The following is a 16,525-nucleotide window of genomic DNA, read 5'->3' on the forward strand; positions in this document are numbered from 1 at the left end:
GTTCAGCGCGGTTTTTTTGTTTTCAGATTTTGTAACTTCCCTTTAAACGTCTTCCATTCGATCCAAATAGCTTAGAAAAGAGCTGTTGCGTGAATAAATTGGAAACACGGAACTCGGAACTACAAAAGCTGCATAACAGGCTTATTTGATGATAATTCCCTCTTTCCTTAAGGGCGGAGAATGAACGTTTTGTTCATTCTCCGCCCTTTTTTATTTTAACAGCAAGGTTTCCAAAATCCTGACACTACACAACTAAAGGAGCGATTTATTCATGAACGAAACTACAATGCTGCGTTTGGAATATGATCAAATTAAAACAAGAGTTTCCGAATGTGCTTTTTCTTACCTGGGTAAGCGTCACGCTGCTTCTATGCGGCCAATTGCTGATATCCGTACAATTAAGATTCGTCTTGACGAAACGAACGAAGCCTTACAGATCATTCGCCATGGAGCAAGCGTCCCTGTTCCTTCGTTGGAAGGAATGGAGCACATTCTTCATCTGCTTGGAACCGGGTATATGTTCAGCGAGCGCGATTTTTCTCATATGGCCCAATTCATTAGAAGCTGCATTCAACTAATAAAATATATGCATTCCAAGGCGGACGCTGCTCCAACCGTCAGCGCTTATGCATCTTCCATGTATAGCATGGAGCCACTTCTTTCCGAAATCGAAAGATGTATTCATTCGGGACGTGTGACGGATATCGCCAGTAAAGAACTAGCTAAAATTCGCAAAAAAATTGCGGTTACTGAAGAACGTATCAAGAGGAAACTTGACTCTCTCACCAGCCGTCACCGATCCATTATGCAGGAAAATATGATTAGTCAGCGCAATGGCCGTTACGTGCTTCCAATCAAAAAAGAATTCCGTAAACAAGTGAAAGGCAATGTACTGGATGAATCGGGAAGTGGTCAAACGGTTTACGTTGAACCTGCCGAGATCACGAATCTGCAATTCGATCAGAGCGCGAACATGGCAGAAGAATCAAAAGAAGAAATGAAAGTACTGGGAGACCTGACGGCAATGGCTGAGTTATACAATCGGGAACTAAGCATCAATACAGAGACGGTAGGTGTACTGGATTTTTTATTGGCAAAAGCCAAATACGCCATGACTCTGGATGCTGTCCCTGTCGAACTTAACCTTGACGGGATTATAGACATCCGAGGTGCACGTCACCCGTTGATGTCCAATACCATGGTGCCGCTTGATTTCTCAATTGGTGAAGGATATTCCTCACTCATCATCACCGGACCGAACACAGGCGGAAAAACGATGGCCCTCAAAAGCGTCGGACTATTAACATTAATGGTGCAATCTGGGCTACTGGTACCTGTTTTGCATGGCAGCCGAATGGCAGTATTCGAGGGAATTGTGGTTGACATCGGGGATGGACAAAGCATTGAACATGCTTTGAGCACCTTTTCTGCACACATCCGCAACATGATTAGCATTTTAGAGACAACAGGCAACTCTACTCTGATCCTGATTGACGAGATGGCATCTGGTACCGATCCGGGAGAAGGGGTAGGCCTCTCTATCGCGTTGCTAGAAGAATTCCACCGTCGCCGGGCGACAGTAGTGGCTACAACCCACTTTAGCGAAATCAAGCATTTTGCTGAAAACACACCGGGATTTCAGAATGCTCGTATGGAGTTTGATACCGAAACGCTGCAACCATTGTATCGACTTCGCATTGGAGAGGCCGGAGAAAGCTATGCATATGCGATTGCCTTGAAGCTGGGCATGTGGACACGTATTATCGAGCGTTCTGAGGCCATTTCTGCAGGCAGAGTGTCTCGGAAAACACAGGAATCGTTTGTTATTCCCCCTTCTGTAGATGATGAAAAGTCTGATGATGCAAATAAGCCTCTCCCTAAAAAAGCAGCTTTAGACGGTACAGTCACAAAACGGGGGAAACAAGAAATTCCTCTCAAAACCAAGCCATTTGCCCTTGGTGATAGTGTTTATGTAGGCTACCTGGATCGAACTGGAATTGTATACAAAACCGAGGATGAACGGGGGAATGTCGGGATTTTAATCCAAGGACAGAAGCTAACCATAAACAAAAAGAGGCTCGCCCTTCACATCGCTGCTACTGAATTGTATCCTGACGACTATGATCTGGATATTGTTTTAGAAACCAAGGAAAACCGCAAAAAACGAAAACTGCTGGGACGCAAGCATGTCGAAGGAGTGATGATTGAATCTCCCCCGGAAAATGAAATATAGACGCATGCGTATATTCTCAATATAAAAAATAAGTTATTTTTATATTGTCAGTGAAACTTGAATCTGCAAGCGGACACTTGATAAGAGTGATCCACTTGCAGATTTTACCACACAAAAAAAACATAATATATATTATGTAAACTTAATGATTCCTTACTAGAGAGGGACAAGATAAATCAGACATCCAAAGTTCATGTAAAACTCGGCTTCTAACCTTCAATCCAGCTTCATTATATAAAGCTCCTATATCAAACGTTTGTAATGCAAAAAAAGCGTGTCCAAAGTTAAGGCACGCTCTTTTATTGTTATTTTATTTGTTTGTAATACACAATCCCGCGCTCATCGAAATATAACTTTTGTTATCATTCAAGATGATAGGATTGTTTGTAGTTATATATAGCACCTTGCAAATTCGCTTCATTGCCTAATCTACTTTGTTCAATATCTGCACGCACAAAATTATAGAAAGAATCCTTATAAAGCTTTTCTAGCTCTTCCCTAATGGTAATAACCAGTAAAGGATTTTCAGATATGCCTCCCCCAATTACAAACTTTTCAGGATCAAGTATGGATTGCAAATTAATGATTTGTGTTGCGATGTTCCTACAGTATTCTCGAAAAATCGTTTGGACCGTGCCATCACCTTCTTCAATGAACTTGAATATCTTTTCACCTGTCATAGAATCTGCAGGAAGGTCTTTGGCTTTCGCAACGGTTTTAGTTAAAACAAAACTACTCCCTTGCATACCAAGCAAGTAATCATCATTGTCTGCATTTTCGTTGTTCGTTCTAATGAAGGAGAACTCCCCAGCTGATAAATGATGGCCCTTCAACAATTTCCCTTGAGAGATGATTCCACCGCCCATCCCTGTTCCAACGACCAGAACGACACCATCGGTAATCCCTTGTAATGAACCACGCCATGCTTCTCCAAGAGCAGCACACTTTCCATCATTTTCAATCGCTACAGGCTTGTGAAACGCTTTCTTAAAAACGTCAAGCATATTTATATCATTTATATATCTTAATGAACCGCCATGCACCATGTGACCGCTTTCCGAATTCACAATACCTGGCATGCTGACGGCTATACCTTCACATTCATCCATAAACTGATTATGAATTTGCTTCAAAGCTACAAGCAGATTCTCAAGTGAGTCCAATGGAGTTTTAACTTTCCCCTTGCACATAAATTCACCTTGAAAATACAAACTAAATTTAATAAAAGAGCCACCAATATCAAAAACCAGTATTTTATTTTTCATGCTACGTATAGTCCTTTCATGAGGCATTTGGGGTCTTCTCTCCATAACGATAATTAATATTATTGCTTTTGTAAATCCATCATTTTTTTTATCGTTAATAAGACACCGTTTTCTTCGTTGGATTTAGTGATAAAACTGGCTGCATTTTTAGTATTATCACATGCGTTTTTCATAGCAAAACTATATTTTGCTATACTCATAAGTTCCACATCATTTTCACCATCTCCAAAAGACAGGGTCTCATCCTCAGTAACCCCCAATATCTCTTGGAGTTTTCTTACCGTCTCCCCTTTATGGGTATGAAGTGCTGTAATATCCAGCCAATTTGCTTCAGAATCAACGATATAAATTTGATCCATTAGAGTCTTTTCAACATGTTTTCTTAATAAGGAACTTCTTCCAGCCGGATCATATACAGTTATTTTAAGAAAGCTACTGTTGATTTGATCAAATGAATCAATTTTAATCACTTCTTTATACGAGCCTTTCACAATTTTATAGTATTCGTCTTGAATATAAGAATGAACAAATGCTGCTTCCGTTGTACATGCTATGATAATGAAGTCATTGGAAAAACTTTCGATATCTCTTATCGCTTGTAATGCTAAATTGCGTTCAATCGTAAACTCTTTGACGACGACTCCATCCTTTTTAATCCGCGTAGCACTGTCCCCTAAGATCCAGATCCCTTTTCCGTGCTCGCCAAATAATTCTTCTACTCTTTCACACTGCTTGCCTGTACAGGCTACAAAGGAAATATTACTTTCTTGCATTTCTCCATACACCTGATTAAATAAATCGACATCGAAAGTGCCACTATTATTCAAAAAAGTACCATCCAGATCACTTACCACCAGTTTAAACATCTATAAATCCTCCCTTAATATATAAAGATCTTTATTAGCCAGTTTAATTTACGGCTTTTCATTTTCTTTCCATGGATCAACATCAAAATCTCTATTAAAATCTTCAAACATTCGTGCTGCAAGCTTTTGAACATGAGGAGAATGTACCAAACTACTGATCATGAAATACATAATGATTAAAATTATGATACATGAAATACCTTCTATCGCCCACACAGTCACACCTCCTTATTTCCGTAAATCCAACTTAGTTCCAGAACTTGATCCATTTAATAGGTGCATTGCAAATCCTGTACACTTATTAAACCATTTAATTAAACATATTAATAAAGTGAGTAAAAAAAGTTCCTTTATTAAGTGGACATACAAAGTTATTCAAAAAAATCATCGATGGAGCGGTAAGGTTTTACTTCCTTAGGCTGCCCGGATAATGTTAAGCACCAATAAGTACCAATCCATATGACTGAGCAAAGTAAAATCAGTGAGATCATAGAGTGCCCTCGCTTTCTCTTTTAGGTTACACGTTTACTTTAGCTGATGAAACGCGTTTCAGGTCAAGTGATAATTTATAGAAAAGCACGTTATTGTCATGGGTGTTTATGATTTAAGATATAATCTTGGGTTAACCGTTCAAAGTTCTCTTTTTCAATGTACGATTCACTTGTTCTGAACTGAACAGCATAAAAAGAAGGAAAACAATGACGGCAATCGGGAAAAAATGAATACTTGTCTGAGAAGCTATAACCCCAAAAATGGGAGGAAGTAATGTCGTTCCTGTATAAGCAACTGCCATTTGATATCTCATGAGTTTGGAAGAATTCTCTTTACCAAACCGAGTTGGCGTTTCATGAAGAAGTCCAGGGTAAATCGGCGCAAGTCCTAACCAATAAGAATAAACCCAGGTAATCATATATACATTATTTAAAGACAATGATTGGACGTTCCAATTCTTTTAGAGTTAACCCTCTCAAACCTGTTTTAAAATCTTCATAAAATAAATCTGAGAAAATAACCTCAGGGTACAAAGGCATCTTATGTTTAGATTTGTAGGATTCTAAAAAATGAAAGAAAGACACTTCTTCTATATTCTCTCTATAGATCACAATTCGATCAGGATCAAATACAGATTGTAATATTTGAATAATTTCACATATACTATTGAAGAAAACTTCCGTTCCCTTGCTCTCATCCCAAACTATCGACGGAAGGAATTTGATTTCACCAGCTAATCCATGTTTGCCTTTTAAAACCCCATTTCGCAAATAAATCCCCATTCCTGGTGGAGAATTCTCAGGAAAATAAATAGCCAGTACACATTGATCTTCATCTATTTGTTCTCTATAGACGTAACCACATACAGCGGCATTTACGTCATTCTCCACAATAACCGGCAAACCAAATTTGCTTTGCACATCCTCTGCCAACCGAATTCCATTTAATCTTTCATGACTGCTGACTGTAATTTCTCCATTTACAGATTGTCCCGGGATTCCTATTCCAATAACTTTAATGGAAGGATAGAGGGAAATGATGTCTTGAATCGTGGAATAAAATTGTGTAGCATTAAAAATTTGAAAGGGATGCTCTTCTTTCATCAGAGCATCCTCATTTAAATTCACTACCGTAGTACACACTACATCTGTCCCTTGTTTTTCGTTAATATGTATAATCAGTGCTAGACTATACTCATAATTAAAACGATAGGTTAACGCATGCCTGCCTCCGTTTGAAGGGACGATTTCATCTTCAAAGATCTCTCCATTATTAAGCAATTCCTGCATAAGGGTATTGATAGTTACCACACTTAAATCAGTCAATGCGGCTAGTTGGGGTTTTGTTGTCTTACTGATCTGTTTCAATACTTTGCGAACCAGGTTCAGATTTATTTCTTTAATTAAATTTGTATTAGCTTTTTCCATACATAGCACCTTCTTTTTATAAAATCATAAAACAACTTTATAAACCATATTTATAAAGTTGTTTTACCAATTTTGCAACTAAATATTACCTTTGTCAAGGCAATATCGTACTAACCCTTAATTCACTATTGCTTTCCAGCTTATTCTGAATTATTCTCATGCTTAACATAAGATGATCGCTAAAATAAGGAGGCTAATCTATTGAAGAATGCTGTTGAAGAACCAAAATCGAATCGTATGCGCAAAATGATTGGGTGGCAGCTAATCAGTATCAGGTTGGAGCAAATCAATCAAAAACAAAACTAACGCTATGAAAAAGAATACTACGTTCATGATCATAATGACCTAAAGCCGTTGATGTAATTTTCAAGTCAGGATGTAACTTCCTCTGACGAGTTTACATAATGATTATTATGTAAAATATTTTTCATTCAATCTCAACTTTCATGCTATACTTACAATCCTGATATCGGTATCTGAATATCCAGCTTATCCATTGCTTTTTCTTTTTCCCGATCAGTGACATGTGTATATACTGTGGTTGTCTGAATGGATGAATGCCCCAGTAGCTCCTGTACGGTACGCAGATCTGCTCCCTTACGTAATAGCATTGTCGCAAATGTATGTCTCAGCTTATGGCTGGAATAAGCCTCCCGGCGATCTATACTCTTATCTTGCTGGAATCGTTCGAACGTTTCTGTAGCGATCTGTTGAATGGTGCGCACTGCCAGACGGCGGCCTTTTTGGGATACGAACATCGCATCCTCTTTACCTCTCCACGGCGTCAATCTTTCCTCCAACGCATGCTCTACAAAATCACATACGGCTTCCGGTACCGGGAGAGTACGCCACTTACGCCCTTTACCGAACACATCTAAGGTACGTCTTTCTCGGCTGTAATCCGAGACATTCAATGAATGAACCTCCCCCACCCGCAATCCCATGTAGACCATCAGCAGAAAAATAGCCATATTACGATTTGCATATTTCCCCTCCACCGCGAGCAAAAACGGATGAATATCCTTTTCATCCAGATAGACGGGCATACGATTCTTTTCAGTTTTTGCTTTTTTAATTCCCGCTGCCGGATTTGTGCTGCATAACTCAAATTCCTGTAGCGCTTTAAAAAAACTGTTCACCGCTGCATGCTTCCGGTTCCGCGTACTATCTCCGGCGCCTCCCTCCCGCGCTTTAGACAAATACGACATAACATGAATCTTCTTCACCTGATCGAGTGGTTTTTCACGCAACGTGCGTAAAAATTGCTTTACATCCCCCATATAATTTTTTTGCGTATGTATCGTATATCCCGCATCCTTCATCCAGATCAAAAAAACTTCCAGCTCCTCAGTATATATTTCATCAGTTTCTTCAGTTGTATCGAGCTCCACATGTCGCAACTCTTTTTTCATCCCGTTCGCCTCCAATTCAGTTCATATTCCGAAATATACTGTAAAACGATCATTTTCGTCTGATTTTTATCGACAATTCAATCGACATCTTATGCAGGAGAGATTCTAAAAGTCGTTTTAAACCTAAACAGCGTATAATTTATATTATACGCTGTTTTTTTAGCGCTTTTTAAGTATAAATAAAGCGCTCCCCTCTTGTCCAGCCTGGTATCGCCTTCAAGCAGACATTTCAAAGCACTTAACGGGGTGGCATAGGGTCAGAGGGGGTCGATCCCACAATGTAGACAAATTAAAACACGCTCAAGAAAAGTTCTCCGAATGTAATTCATTCATATCCAAAACAAAACTAAATAGCCAATAGTCTTGCATGCAGCACCACTTCTCTACTTCATCAGCAAGCTGGGGCGCTGCTCTCGATCGGTAGCAGTCAAAATCGCCATAGTGGCCAAAACATGAATATCATATGCAGTTTCCAGCTCGCTATCCGGATCATCTTCCGGCGCGTGCACCATCTCCATATGATAGCCTGCTAGCTGATTGTAATTTTCACCCAATAGCAGCAGTGGATCACCAAGAATTTCACCGATTTTCGAGATGATGACCGTGTGATCCAGCTTCTGGGCAAATTTCTGCTGGACGCCTACATGCCTTATCATTTAAACTATTAAAAATTAATTTTCGAAAGAGTGAGATTACAACGACAGCATGAGGCTCCAGCACCCGGATCTTACAAACGAAAATACAAACATCACTTTCTGTCAGCCGAAACCCTGATTCATAACTACATAATAATTATTATGTAAACTAAGATTGGAGGATGATTGTATGATTAACAAATTGTACTGGTTACCGATCGGTCAGCTTGATATTGATCGCTCCTCACTCAACCATCATGCACAGCCCGGTGAACTGGTGCGCCTGCAAATCTGGTCGTATCTGCTGGAGACAGATCACGGTCCGATTCTCATTGATACCGGTATGCCGGATTCGTTTATCGACAATCCAAATTATTTTAAAAGTACACCGTTTGAAGGGCGCTTCATTCCCCATATGTCAGCCGATGATAGTATCGTGGCTGTACTGAATCGGATCGGCTATCAACCGGACGATATCCATGCCATCGTAATCTCTCATATGCATATGGATCATGCTGGAGGCAATCCGCATTTTCCGAATACACCGATTTATGTGCAGCAGACCGAAGCAGACGCTGCGATCGGTAATCTGGAGTATGCGCCACCTGAATGCGTGCAGGCGGACTTGAATTACCGACTGCTTCAAGGGGATCATGAGCTGGTTCCAGGTTTGCAACTGTTCTATACTCCGGGTCATTCGCCGGGTCATCAGTCCGCGCTGGTCACAACAAAGGAATCGGGTCCGGTCATGCTGACGATTGATGTTGCCTACACGCAGGAGAATTACGCAAACGACGTGCCGTTTGACTGCTTTGACCGTGAACAGGCACGCCAGTCAATCACCCGCATTCAGCAGATTGTGCAGGAGGTTAAGCCGAATCAGTTGTTCTTCGGTCATGATCCTGAGCAGGTAGCCGTTCAGCCGGTATATCCACAATACAAATAATGATGATAAAGCAGCTATTTCTCCACCATTTCGGATCTTTTCGGTCCGGGGTATAAAGAAATTGGTATTATGAATGCACACAAAATAGACGTATCCGGAGCCGTGCTTCATTCGGATCATGGCTTCCAGTATACGTCTACGGCGTACACACAGGACTTGAAAAGTTCGGCCTCAAAGGCAAGTGGTGCGGACTGGCAGAATAGTCGTAATTCGGCCAGCTCCCCTCATGATCTCAATTTCTTCATTTGATTTTTAAATAATCATTATTGTATCTCCTCACTTCCAAAATGTTATAGCCTCTTATTCTTTTCTTTTCATTAGGTAGTTGTAATGACTCCGACATTTAGAACTGCAAAATTTGGTTAACTGAGCTCGCTGATATGGAATAAACCAATGTTGCATTGAATACACCTTTGCAGTTCTAGTTGCTCCCCTCCATAGCTTTCAGCAAAATTTTAAATGGATTAATACACTAAATCCGTTTATATCAAAAAACATGAGCTAGTCAAATTATATACATGAAGTTAATTACGTCTAATCTCCTGTTATCGCCAGCATCAGGAAGTATATCTAAGAACTCATGGGGTGAGTCGCTGTCGACACGGCATGGATGATGAGAAAAAGTAATTTGCAGTCTCGCTCCGTTTTCCCTTGATCATCTAGCACGATATACTTAAAGAAGTCGAAAGGCAAACTTATATTCAGCCTATGCTCATTTCAAAAATGTAGGTTTATTCATGACAAAGGGAGTGTTCATTTATTTATGAGTACCGAAATGCTGGAACGTCGAAGTGAAATTCTAAAACGAAACATCCATCAGTTGCTGGTTCAGGAAAATCAACACGGCGTGACACGTCAGGAAAATTACACGTTGCATAAAATGATCAGAGAGCTGCATCAAACCTCTCATGCCTTGAATACTTCCCGTTGAGATGAAAGGCTGCTAAATCAAATGAAAAAAATAACCTTCAGCCCCACTTCCTTAGTGGTGTTGAAGGTTATTTTAATTGACAGGTGGTATCCTTTCGTAATGTTACCCTTTGGAGCGACTCAGCAGATATAAAAAGTATGGCGCACCAATGATGGCTACAATCAAACCTGTCGGTATTTCTTTCTGTAAAGATAAGGATCGTGTGATCGTATCCGCTACAAGGACCAGGAGTGCTCCGACTAAAGCACAGGTTACCAGTAGCATTTTATGCTTCGGACCCACCAGCTTTCTCGCCAAATGTGGAGCCACCAAACCGACAAAGCCGATACCGCCGCTAACCGAAACACTAGAACTGGCCAATCCAACCGCAGCAGCGAGAAGGAGAATACGTTCCTTTTCGATAGGTGTACCCAACCCCGATGCCGTCTGATCTCCCAGATTAAGCACATTCATCACATTTGCTTTGTAGTATGCGAAAGGAAGCAATACAATCAGCCAAGGCAACAGAGCCATTACGAATTTCCAGTTTGAGCCCCAGATGCTTCCTGCTAACCAATTAGCTACAAACGTGTAGCTTTCAGGTGTCAGCTTAAGAGTCATAATGATCATCGCAGCACTGATACCCGCCGCTACGCCAATTCCGCTCAGCAGTAGCCTTGTCGGGGAAATTCCTTCGCCTTTCTTGTAAGAAAGCGCGTAGATGAGAATAGCAGCTGCTCCTGATCCAATCAGCGCAAGAGCGGGAAGTAAAAACAATGAATTCGTAGTTTGCATAGATGGAAAAAGCAATACAAACAGCATGACCATCAGCCCGGCGCCCGCATTAATCCCCAGAATACCAGGGTCCGCTAAGCCGTTACGTGAGACCCCTTGCATGATGCAGCCAGAAACAGCGAGACCTGCACCGATTAGAAGAGAAATAACCATTCGCGGCAATCGGAATTCAAAGAGGATTAATTCCTGCTGTGGAGTCCCTTGTCCAAACAAGGTTCTAAATAGCTCCATTGGCGAAAGCCGGATGGTTCCCGTATTCGCGCTTATGGTGAACGCAGCAATGAGCAATACGAGCAGAATAATTACAACCATCCAATCATGGATTTTTTTACGATGACTAGCTTTGGCAATAGCCCCATTCGTAACGTTAATCATCTTACAGCGCCCTCCTTTCTTTACGTGCCAGATAAAGGAAGAATGGAACCCCGATTAAGGCAATAAGTACGCCCACCGGTGTTTCCTCAGGTGCGTTTATCATACGGGCTGCCAGATCGGCAAACACAATGAGTAAAGCTCCCATAATGGCCGAGCATGGAATAATCCAGCGATAATCGACGCCAACCAGCTTGCGGGTTATATGGGGAATAATTAATCCCACGAAACCTATAGAACCAACCAACGACACCGCTGCACCCGCCAGAATCAGAACAAGAATCATCCCGACTACCTTTACCACCCCAGTTCGCTGACCAAGACTTAACGCAATTTCATCTCCCAGACTAAGCAGCGTAATAGAGCGCGACAACATGAGAGCGCCGATAAAAGCTGCCACAACCCAAGGCAAAACTATACCGAGCTGAACCCACTTGGTTCCACTAAGCCCTCCGGCATACCAAAAGGCTAAATCCTGTCCAACATTAAAGTACAAACTGATCGCATCTCCTAAGGCAGACAGCAATGCCGTGACAGCTGCACCCGCCAATACAAGACGAACTGGCGTAAGACCTGATTTGGATATGGAGCTTGTACCATATACCATCACAACAGCCAGAGCTGCACCAACAAAGGAATACAACATTAACTGTAAAAAGGAAGATCCGGGAAAAAGGGCAAAGCAAATCGCCATCGCCAAGCTGGCTCCCGAGTTCAGTCCAAGCAAGCCCGAGTCAGCAAGCGGATTTCGGGTCATTCCTTGCATAATTGCACCTGCTACGGCAAAGCAAACTCCGATTAGAACCCCACCCAGAATCCGAGGTAGACGGATTTCCCAAATAATTTGATGGTTTTGTAACTCGGGTTTAAAATGAAAAACGGCGTTCCATACCTCTTCTAGCCTAATAGAGGCTGCTCCAAAAGATAGGGATAGCGCGATACCGAACGCTAAAAGTCCAAGCCCAGCTGTCAGGATAAGCGAAGCCGCCCAAGGTCGCGAGTGGAATTGAGTCGGCGACTGGTTATGATTACTTTGAGCGGGGCTATCCGATGATTCTGATAATTTCATAACTATTGTTCACCCTTACTGTTGAATAGTATGTAGCTATCACGAACTGTGTTGAAGATGATGTTGATAATGAGAATTATTATCATGCAATCTTTACTATTGTAAATTAATGTGGCAACGGCTTCAATAGCAAATTTCGAGGAATGCCTAATGATCTGCCCTATTGTGAAAAAATAAAGCCCTTCGGCATAAATACCAAAGGGCTGCCAACAACACCGAAGCGACTACTTCTGTGCGGCGTTCTCTTTATTCCGCTGGACGATCATATCTGCGATTTCTTCAGCTTGCCCTACAATAGCGATGGGATCGAAGTACCAATATCGATCCTCCTGGAGCTCAAAAACCTTACCTTGCCGGACCGCATTCAGTGATTTCCATATGCTGTCTCCTTCGTAACCACCCAAATCCTTGTTAACCGTCAGAAAGATATAAGAGCCGGCATATTGATTAATGACTTCTTTTGACACCGATTTCCATTGAGTCTCACCTAATAATTCTTTTTGGACAAGCGGCGGAGGTGTCAAATTCAGTCCTCTGTATACCGCCTGTCCTCCTCTGCCAAAATTATCACCATAGACATAGTATTCTTTTTCCGAAGCTTCCATTACGGTGAAAGTATCCCCAGGCTGAACAATTCCCTTTAGCTTGTCACGTGCAGCCTGCATCCGCTGATCGTATTGAGCAAGCCATGTTTTGGCTTCCTGTTCTTTTCCAAGCAACTCACCAAAAGCTGTCAGTTCCTCATGCACATTCTTGTACGTTCCATAAGGAATCACGATGGTCGGAGCAATTTTACTGTATTTTTCATATTCAGAAGCATCTTTGGAACCAATCAGAATCAAATCCGGCTGCAGAGTCAATACTTTCTCAATGGATACACTTCCGCGGTCTCCAATGCTTGTAATTCCCTGTACAAGATCCTTCGAAAACGGATTATCCAGATAATATTTAACACTTCCCACAGGTTTAATTCCTAGTGCTAATAAATCATTCAGGTACAAATCCACTACAACCCGCTGAGGGTGAACCGGTATCTTAATATCTCCATGAATCGTTTTGACTGTTTTCGTTTCCTCTGATTTTTGTTCACTAGAAGTTTGATTCTGCTTTTCATCCGGCTGCTTTACGTTTCCACCACAGGCGGTAAGAACTAAAATGACTGACAGAAGCATCATCACAATCCACATTTTCTTTGTCAAACTCGTTCATTCCTCTCTCTATTTACGGCGTCATATCGACCTATTTACGTTCCATATTGAGCTTGGTGCAGGCGGCTATATGCCCCTTTTACTGCTAATAACTCTTCATGTCTGCCTTGCTCGGCAATCCCTTGATCTGCAACTACGATAATGCGGTCAGCATTTTTGATCGTTGCCAAACGATGCGCAATAACGAGTGTCGTACGGCCTTGGGATAGCTCTGTCAGCGCCTGCTGAATCGCGGCTTCTGTCTCTGTATCCAATGCTGATGTCGCTTCATCTAAAATGAGAATTGGCGGATTTTTAAGGAACATCCGGGCAATAGACAAACGTTGCTTTTGACCACCGGAGAGCTTCACACCTCGCTCACCGATCATTGTATCCAGACCATCCGGATATGAGCGAACAAGGTCTTCAATCTGAGCTCGACGAGCAGCATCCCAGATTTCTTCTTCCGAAGCATCCAGCTTACCATAAGCGATATTTTCACGAATCGTTCCATCAAAGAGGAATACATCCTGCTGTACGATACCAATCATGGATCGCAGCGATTCCAGCTTCATTTCACGGATATCCATCCCATCAATGGTAATGCTGCCTTCCTCGACATCGTAGAAGCGAGGCAACAAACTGCAAAGTGTCGTTTTACCTGCTCCTGAAGGACCCACAAGTGCTACGGTTTCACCCGCATGGATAGATAGGTCCACTTTGCGTAATACCTTATCTTTGTTCTCGTAACCAAACGTTACACCTGCAAATTGAATATCTCCGTTAAGATGGCCAACCGCCTTGGCCCCAGGCAGATCTTCTACATCCGATTCACTTTCCAGCAAATCCAGATACCGTCGGAAGCCGGCAATCCCTTTCGGATACGTTTCGATGACAGAATTAATTTGTTTAATCGGCCCCAGGAATACATTAGACAGCATCACAAATGCGATAAATTCCCCGTAGGTCATCTGTCCTTTGATAACAAACCATGTTCCACACACAAGCACAAACAATGAAACCAGCTTCATTAGTATAAAACTAATTGAGGAATTCCAGGCCATAATCCGGTACGCGATCAGCTTCGTTTTACGGAAACGTCCATTATTTTCAGCAAAACGTTCCATTTCATGTGCTTCGTTGGAGAACGCTTGAACAACGCGAATCCCGCTGACGTTATTTTCAATACGAGCGTTGTAATCCGCAATATCAGAAAACATACGATGGAAAGCAGCAGACATTTTTCGGCTGAAATAAAGAGACAAGTAAATCATGAGGGGTACAATAATGAAAGTCAGTACAGCCAGCTTCCAGTTAATACCGAGCATGATACCAAAGGCTCCCCCCAGTGTCATCAATGCGATAAACAAATCTTCGGGGCCGTGGTGAGCAATTTCCCCAATATCCATCAGATCGTTGGTCATACGTGAAACGAGATGCCCTGTTTTGTTATTGTCAAAAAAGCGAAAAGATTGCTTTTGTACTCGATCAAACAGCTTTTTACGCATGTCCGATTCGATGTTGATGCCCAGCTTGTGCCCCCAATAGGTAACCACGTAATTCAGCGCAGCACTTATGACATAAATACCGAGTAGAGCTAGACAGGCATATAAAATCCATTTCCAGTTTCCGCTAGGCAGCAAATCATCGACCACCCGATTGACTGCAAGGGGAAAAGCCAACTCCAGCAGTGCAGCCAGCAAGGCACAAGAGAAATCAATGATGAACAAAGTCCGGTAAGGACGGTAGTATTCAAAAAAACGTTTAAGCATAGTCATTGCTTCTCCTTTCTAATTTCGAGCGATTATTTAGGATCGATGGAAAGCATGTTAACGGCTTCATCCAGCGATTTGTCAATAGCAAGCGGTGAGTAGGTAAACCACGGGTCGGCTTTGATGAAATACACTTTGTGGTTCTTGACAGCCGGGAGATTTCTCCACAGTGCACTTTGCTCAATTTGCTTAAGCATTCCGTCCTTAGTCGCTTCATCATAAACCAGCATAATAATACGGTCTCCTGACAGTTCGGGTAACTTTTCCATTGAAATGCTATCGTATACAAAGTTAAACTTCCGGTCATTTTCCAGCTTCTGTCGTATGTACTCAGGAGGATTCAATTCCAGTGAACGGTAAATGACATGTCCTACATTTCGCGCTCCATATACTCTTAGCACATCCTTACCGTAGGTCATATAAATGGTAACCGTTTCATCTTTTTTGAATTTTCCAGCCAGCTTCTTTCGACCTTCTTCAGCCTTTTTGTCGAAACTAGCGATCCACTGCTCGGCTTCCTTGTCCTTACCCAGCACGGCTGCGATATCCCGCAGTTGCTTAAATACATCCCCATCTCCAAACAAAACGACTACGGTTGGAGCAATTTTATCCAGCTGCTCTTTCACTTCTGGCGTGGTATCTTCTGTTGTGATGATCAGGTCCGGTTGTAGCTCCAGCACCTTTTCTACATTTGTCGGGTTCCCAATATCCGCAACTCCGTCAATCTTACCTTTTAAATATTCTCCTTCTAACAAATGGGAAGCAGCACCTGCAGGCTTAACTCCCAAGGCCAGCATAGCATCCAAATATTGTGTTGTGACGACTCGCTGTGGATTTGCAGGGATACTGATCTTATTGCCAGTAGCATCAGTATATTCGCGCATGACAACCGTTTTGGATTGCCCGGAAGGATCATTAGTGCTGGTCTTATCGTTTGTCTGGTTGTTGCTAGCTGCGTTTCCACATGCACTCAATACAACCATCAAAAGAACCACAAGACAAAGCGTGGATTCCCATTTTAATCTGTACCTTTGTTGCACAATATACGTCCTCCTTAGATATATACAATTCATAATATGATAGTGATTCTCATTATCATATAATTGTTATTCTATCTTTTACCGTCTCTTCTTACAATACAAAA

15 protein-coding genes and 1 pseudogene are annotated in these 16,525 nt (G+C 41.9%); 4 read left to right on the forward strand and 12 right to left on the reverse strand.

The window, feature by feature from the left end:
* Positions 1–271 precede the first annotated feature (271 nt).
* Positions 272–2,233, forward strand: coding sequence for an endonuclease MutS2 (locus BM358_RS11720; protein ID WP_028541670.1), 1,962 nt, complete (start codon positions 272–274; stop codon positions 2,231–2,233).
* Positions 2,234–2,595: 362 nt separating this feature from the next.
* Here the strand turns inward: BM358_RS11720 and BM358_RS11725 are convergent, their stop codons facing one another.
* The 7 genes and pseudogenes from BM358_RS11725 to BM358_RS11750 form a co-directional block, all read right to left on the reverse strand.
* A complete protein-coding gene (locus BM358_RS11725) occupies positions 2,596–3,498 on the reverse strand; it encodes an ROK family protein (RefSeq protein ID WP_023988912.1) in 903 nt (300 codons plus the stop codon).
* 59 nt (positions 3,499–3,557) lie between these two features.
* Entirely contained in the window at positions 3,558–4,364 is an 807-nt protein-coding gene (locus BM358_RS11730) for an HAD-IIB family hydrolase (RefSeq protein ID WP_028541671.1), read from the reverse strand.
* 48 nt (positions 4,365–4,412) lie between these two features.
* Positions 4,413–4,580, reverse strand: coding sequence for a hypothetical protein (locus BM358_RS26450; RefSeq protein WP_175405306.1), 168 nt, complete (start codon positions 4,578–4,580; stop codon positions 4,413–4,415).
* Positions 4,581–4,986: 406 nt separating this feature from the next.
* Positions 4,987–5,270: pseudogene (locus BM358_RS11735) on the reverse strand (sugar MFS transporter); the annotation flags it as partial.
* An 11-nt stretch (positions 5,271–5,281) separates the two neighbouring features.
* Positions 5,282–6,283, reverse strand: a complete 1,002-nt coding sequence (locus tag BM358_RS11740; RefSeq protein WP_028541673.1) for an ROK family protein — start codon at positions 6,281–6,283, stop codon at positions 5,282–5,284.
* A gap of 455 nt (positions 6,284–6,738) precedes the next feature.
* Positions 6,739–7,695, reverse strand: coding sequence for a tyrosine-type recombinase/integrase (locus BM358_RS11745; protein WP_028541674.1), 957 nt, complete (start codon positions 7,693–7,695; stop codon positions 6,739–6,741).
* 383 nt (positions 7,696–8,078) lie between these two features.
* Positions 8,079–8,351 (reverse strand): hypothetical protein, encoded by a 273-nt coding sequence (locus BM358_RS11750; RefSeq protein WP_028541675.1) that lies wholly within the window; start codon positions 8,349–8,351, stop codon positions 8,079–8,081.
* 169 nt (positions 8,352–8,520) lie between these two features.
* Here BM358_RS11750 and aiiA point away from each other — a divergent pair, with 169 nt between their 5' ends.
* The 3 genes from aiiA to BM358_RS26455 all read left to right on the forward strand — a co-directional run bounded on the left by aiiA (position 8,521) and on the right by BM358_RS26455 (position 10,207).
* Positions 8,521–9,276, forward strand: a complete 756-nt coding sequence (aiiA, locus tag BM358_RS11755; RefSeq protein WP_028541676.1) for a quorum-quenching N-acyl homoserine lactonase AiiA — start codon at positions 8,521–8,523, stop codon at positions 9,274–9,276.
* A 69-nt stretch (positions 9,277–9,345) separates the two neighbouring features.
* Positions 9,346–9,525 carry a hypothetical protein gene (locus BM358_RS26250; protein ID WP_143109555.1) on the forward strand — a complete coding sequence of 60 codons (180 nt, stop codon included), beginning with the start codon at positions 9,346–9,348 and terminating at the stop codon, positions 9,523–9,525.
* Between the two features lie 514 nt (positions 9,526–10,039).
* The gene (locus BM358_RS26455) at positions 10,040–10,207 is read left to right on the forward strand and encodes a hypothetical protein (RefSeq protein ID WP_007432475.1); all 168 of its coding nucleotides are present in this window, start codon (positions 10,040–10,042) and stop codon (positions 10,205–10,207) included.
* Between the two features lie 102 nt (positions 10,208–10,309).
* Here BM358_RS26455 and BM358_RS11760 read toward each other — a convergent pair whose 3' ends face one another.
* The 5 genes from BM358_RS11760 to BM358_RS11780 form a co-directional block, all read right to left on the reverse strand.
* Positions 10,310–11,356 (reverse strand): FecCD family ABC transporter permease, encoded by a 1,047-nt coding sequence (locus tag BM358_RS11760; protein ID WP_028541677.1) that lies wholly within the window; start codon positions 11,354–11,356, stop codon positions 10,310–10,312.
* Position 11,357: 1 nt separating this feature from the next.
* Positions 11,358–12,422 (reverse strand): FecCD family ABC transporter permease, encoded by a 1,065-nt coding sequence (locus tag BM358_RS11765; protein WP_025720646.1) that lies wholly within the window; start codon positions 12,420–12,422, stop codon positions 11,358–11,360.
* Positions 12,423–12,646: 224 nt separating this feature from the next.
* Positions 12,647–13,597: an ABC transporter substrate-binding protein gene (locus BM358_RS11770; RefSeq protein ID WP_256715645.1), complete on the reverse strand. Its 951-nt coding sequence runs from the start codon at positions 13,595–13,597 to the stop codon at positions 12,647–12,649.
* Between the two features lie 68 nt (positions 13,598–13,665).
* Entirely contained in the window at positions 13,666–15,381 is a 1,716-nt protein-coding gene (locus BM358_RS11775; RefSeq protein ID WP_028541679.1) for an ABC transporter ATP-binding protein, read from the reverse strand.
* Between the two features lie 32 nt (positions 15,382–15,413).
* Positions 15,414–16,421 (reverse strand): ABC transporter substrate-binding protein, encoded by a 1,008-nt coding sequence (locus BM358_RS11780; RefSeq protein ID WP_028541680.1) that lies wholly within the window; start codon positions 16,419–16,421, stop codon positions 15,414–15,416.
* Positions 16,422–16,525 lie beyond the last annotated feature (104 nt).

It is taken from the genome of Paenibacillus sp. cl130 (genome assembly GCF_900116035.1).
Lineage (GTDB): Bacteria > Bacillota > Bacilli > Paenibacillales > Paenibacillaceae > Paenibacillus > Paenibacillus polymyxa_B.

Coding starts and splice junctions, on each gene's coding strand:
- BM358_RS11720 (WP_028541670.1), top strand. CDS start 272: ATGAACGAAACTACAATGCTGCGTTTGGAATATGATCAAATTAAAACA.
- BM358_RS11725 (WP_023988912.1), bottom strand. CDS start 3,498: ATGAAAAATAAAATACTGGTTTTTGATATTGGTGGCTCTTTTATTAAA.
- BM358_RS11730 (WP_028541671.1), bottom strand. CDS start 4,364: ATGTTTAAACTGGTGGTAAGTGATCTGGATGGTACTTTTTTGAATAAT.
- BM358_RS11740 (WP_028541673.1), bottom strand. CDS start 6,283: ATGGAAAAAGCTAATACAAATTTAATTAAAGAAATAAATCTGAACCTG.
- BM358_RS11745 (WP_028541674.1), bottom strand. CDS start 7,695: ATGAAAAAAGAGTTGCGACATGTGGAGCTCGATACAACTGAAGAAACT.
- BM358_RS11750 (WP_028541675.1), bottom strand. CDS start 8,351: ATGATAAGGCATGTAGGCGTCCAGCAGAAATTTGCCCAGAAGCTGGAT.
- aiiA (WP_028541676.1), top strand. CDS start 8,521: ATGATTAACAAATTGTACTGGTTACCGATCGGTCAGCTTGATATTGAT.
- BM358_RS26250 (WP_143109555.1), top strand. CDS start 9,346: ATGAATGCACACAAAATAGACGTATCCGGAGCCGTGCTTCATTCGGAT.
- BM358_RS26455 (WP_007432475.1), top strand. CDS start 10,040: ATGAGTACCGAAATGCTGGAACGTCGAAGTGAAATTCTAAAACGAAAC.
- BM358_RS11760 (WP_028541677.1), bottom strand. CDS start 11,356: ATGATTAACGTTACGAATGGGGCTATTGCCAAAGCTAGTCATCGTAAA.
- BM358_RS11765 (WP_025720646.1), bottom strand. CDS start 12,422: ATGAAATTATCAGAATCATCGGATAGCCCCGCTCAAAGTAATCATAAC.
- BM358_RS11770 (WP_256715645.1), bottom strand. CDS start 13,597: ATGATGCTTCTGTCAGTCATTTTAGTTCTTACCGCCTGTGGTGGAAAC.
- BM358_RS11775 (WP_028541679.1), bottom strand. CDS start 15,381: ATGCTTAAACGTTTTTTTGAATACTACCGTCCTTACCGGACTTTGTTC.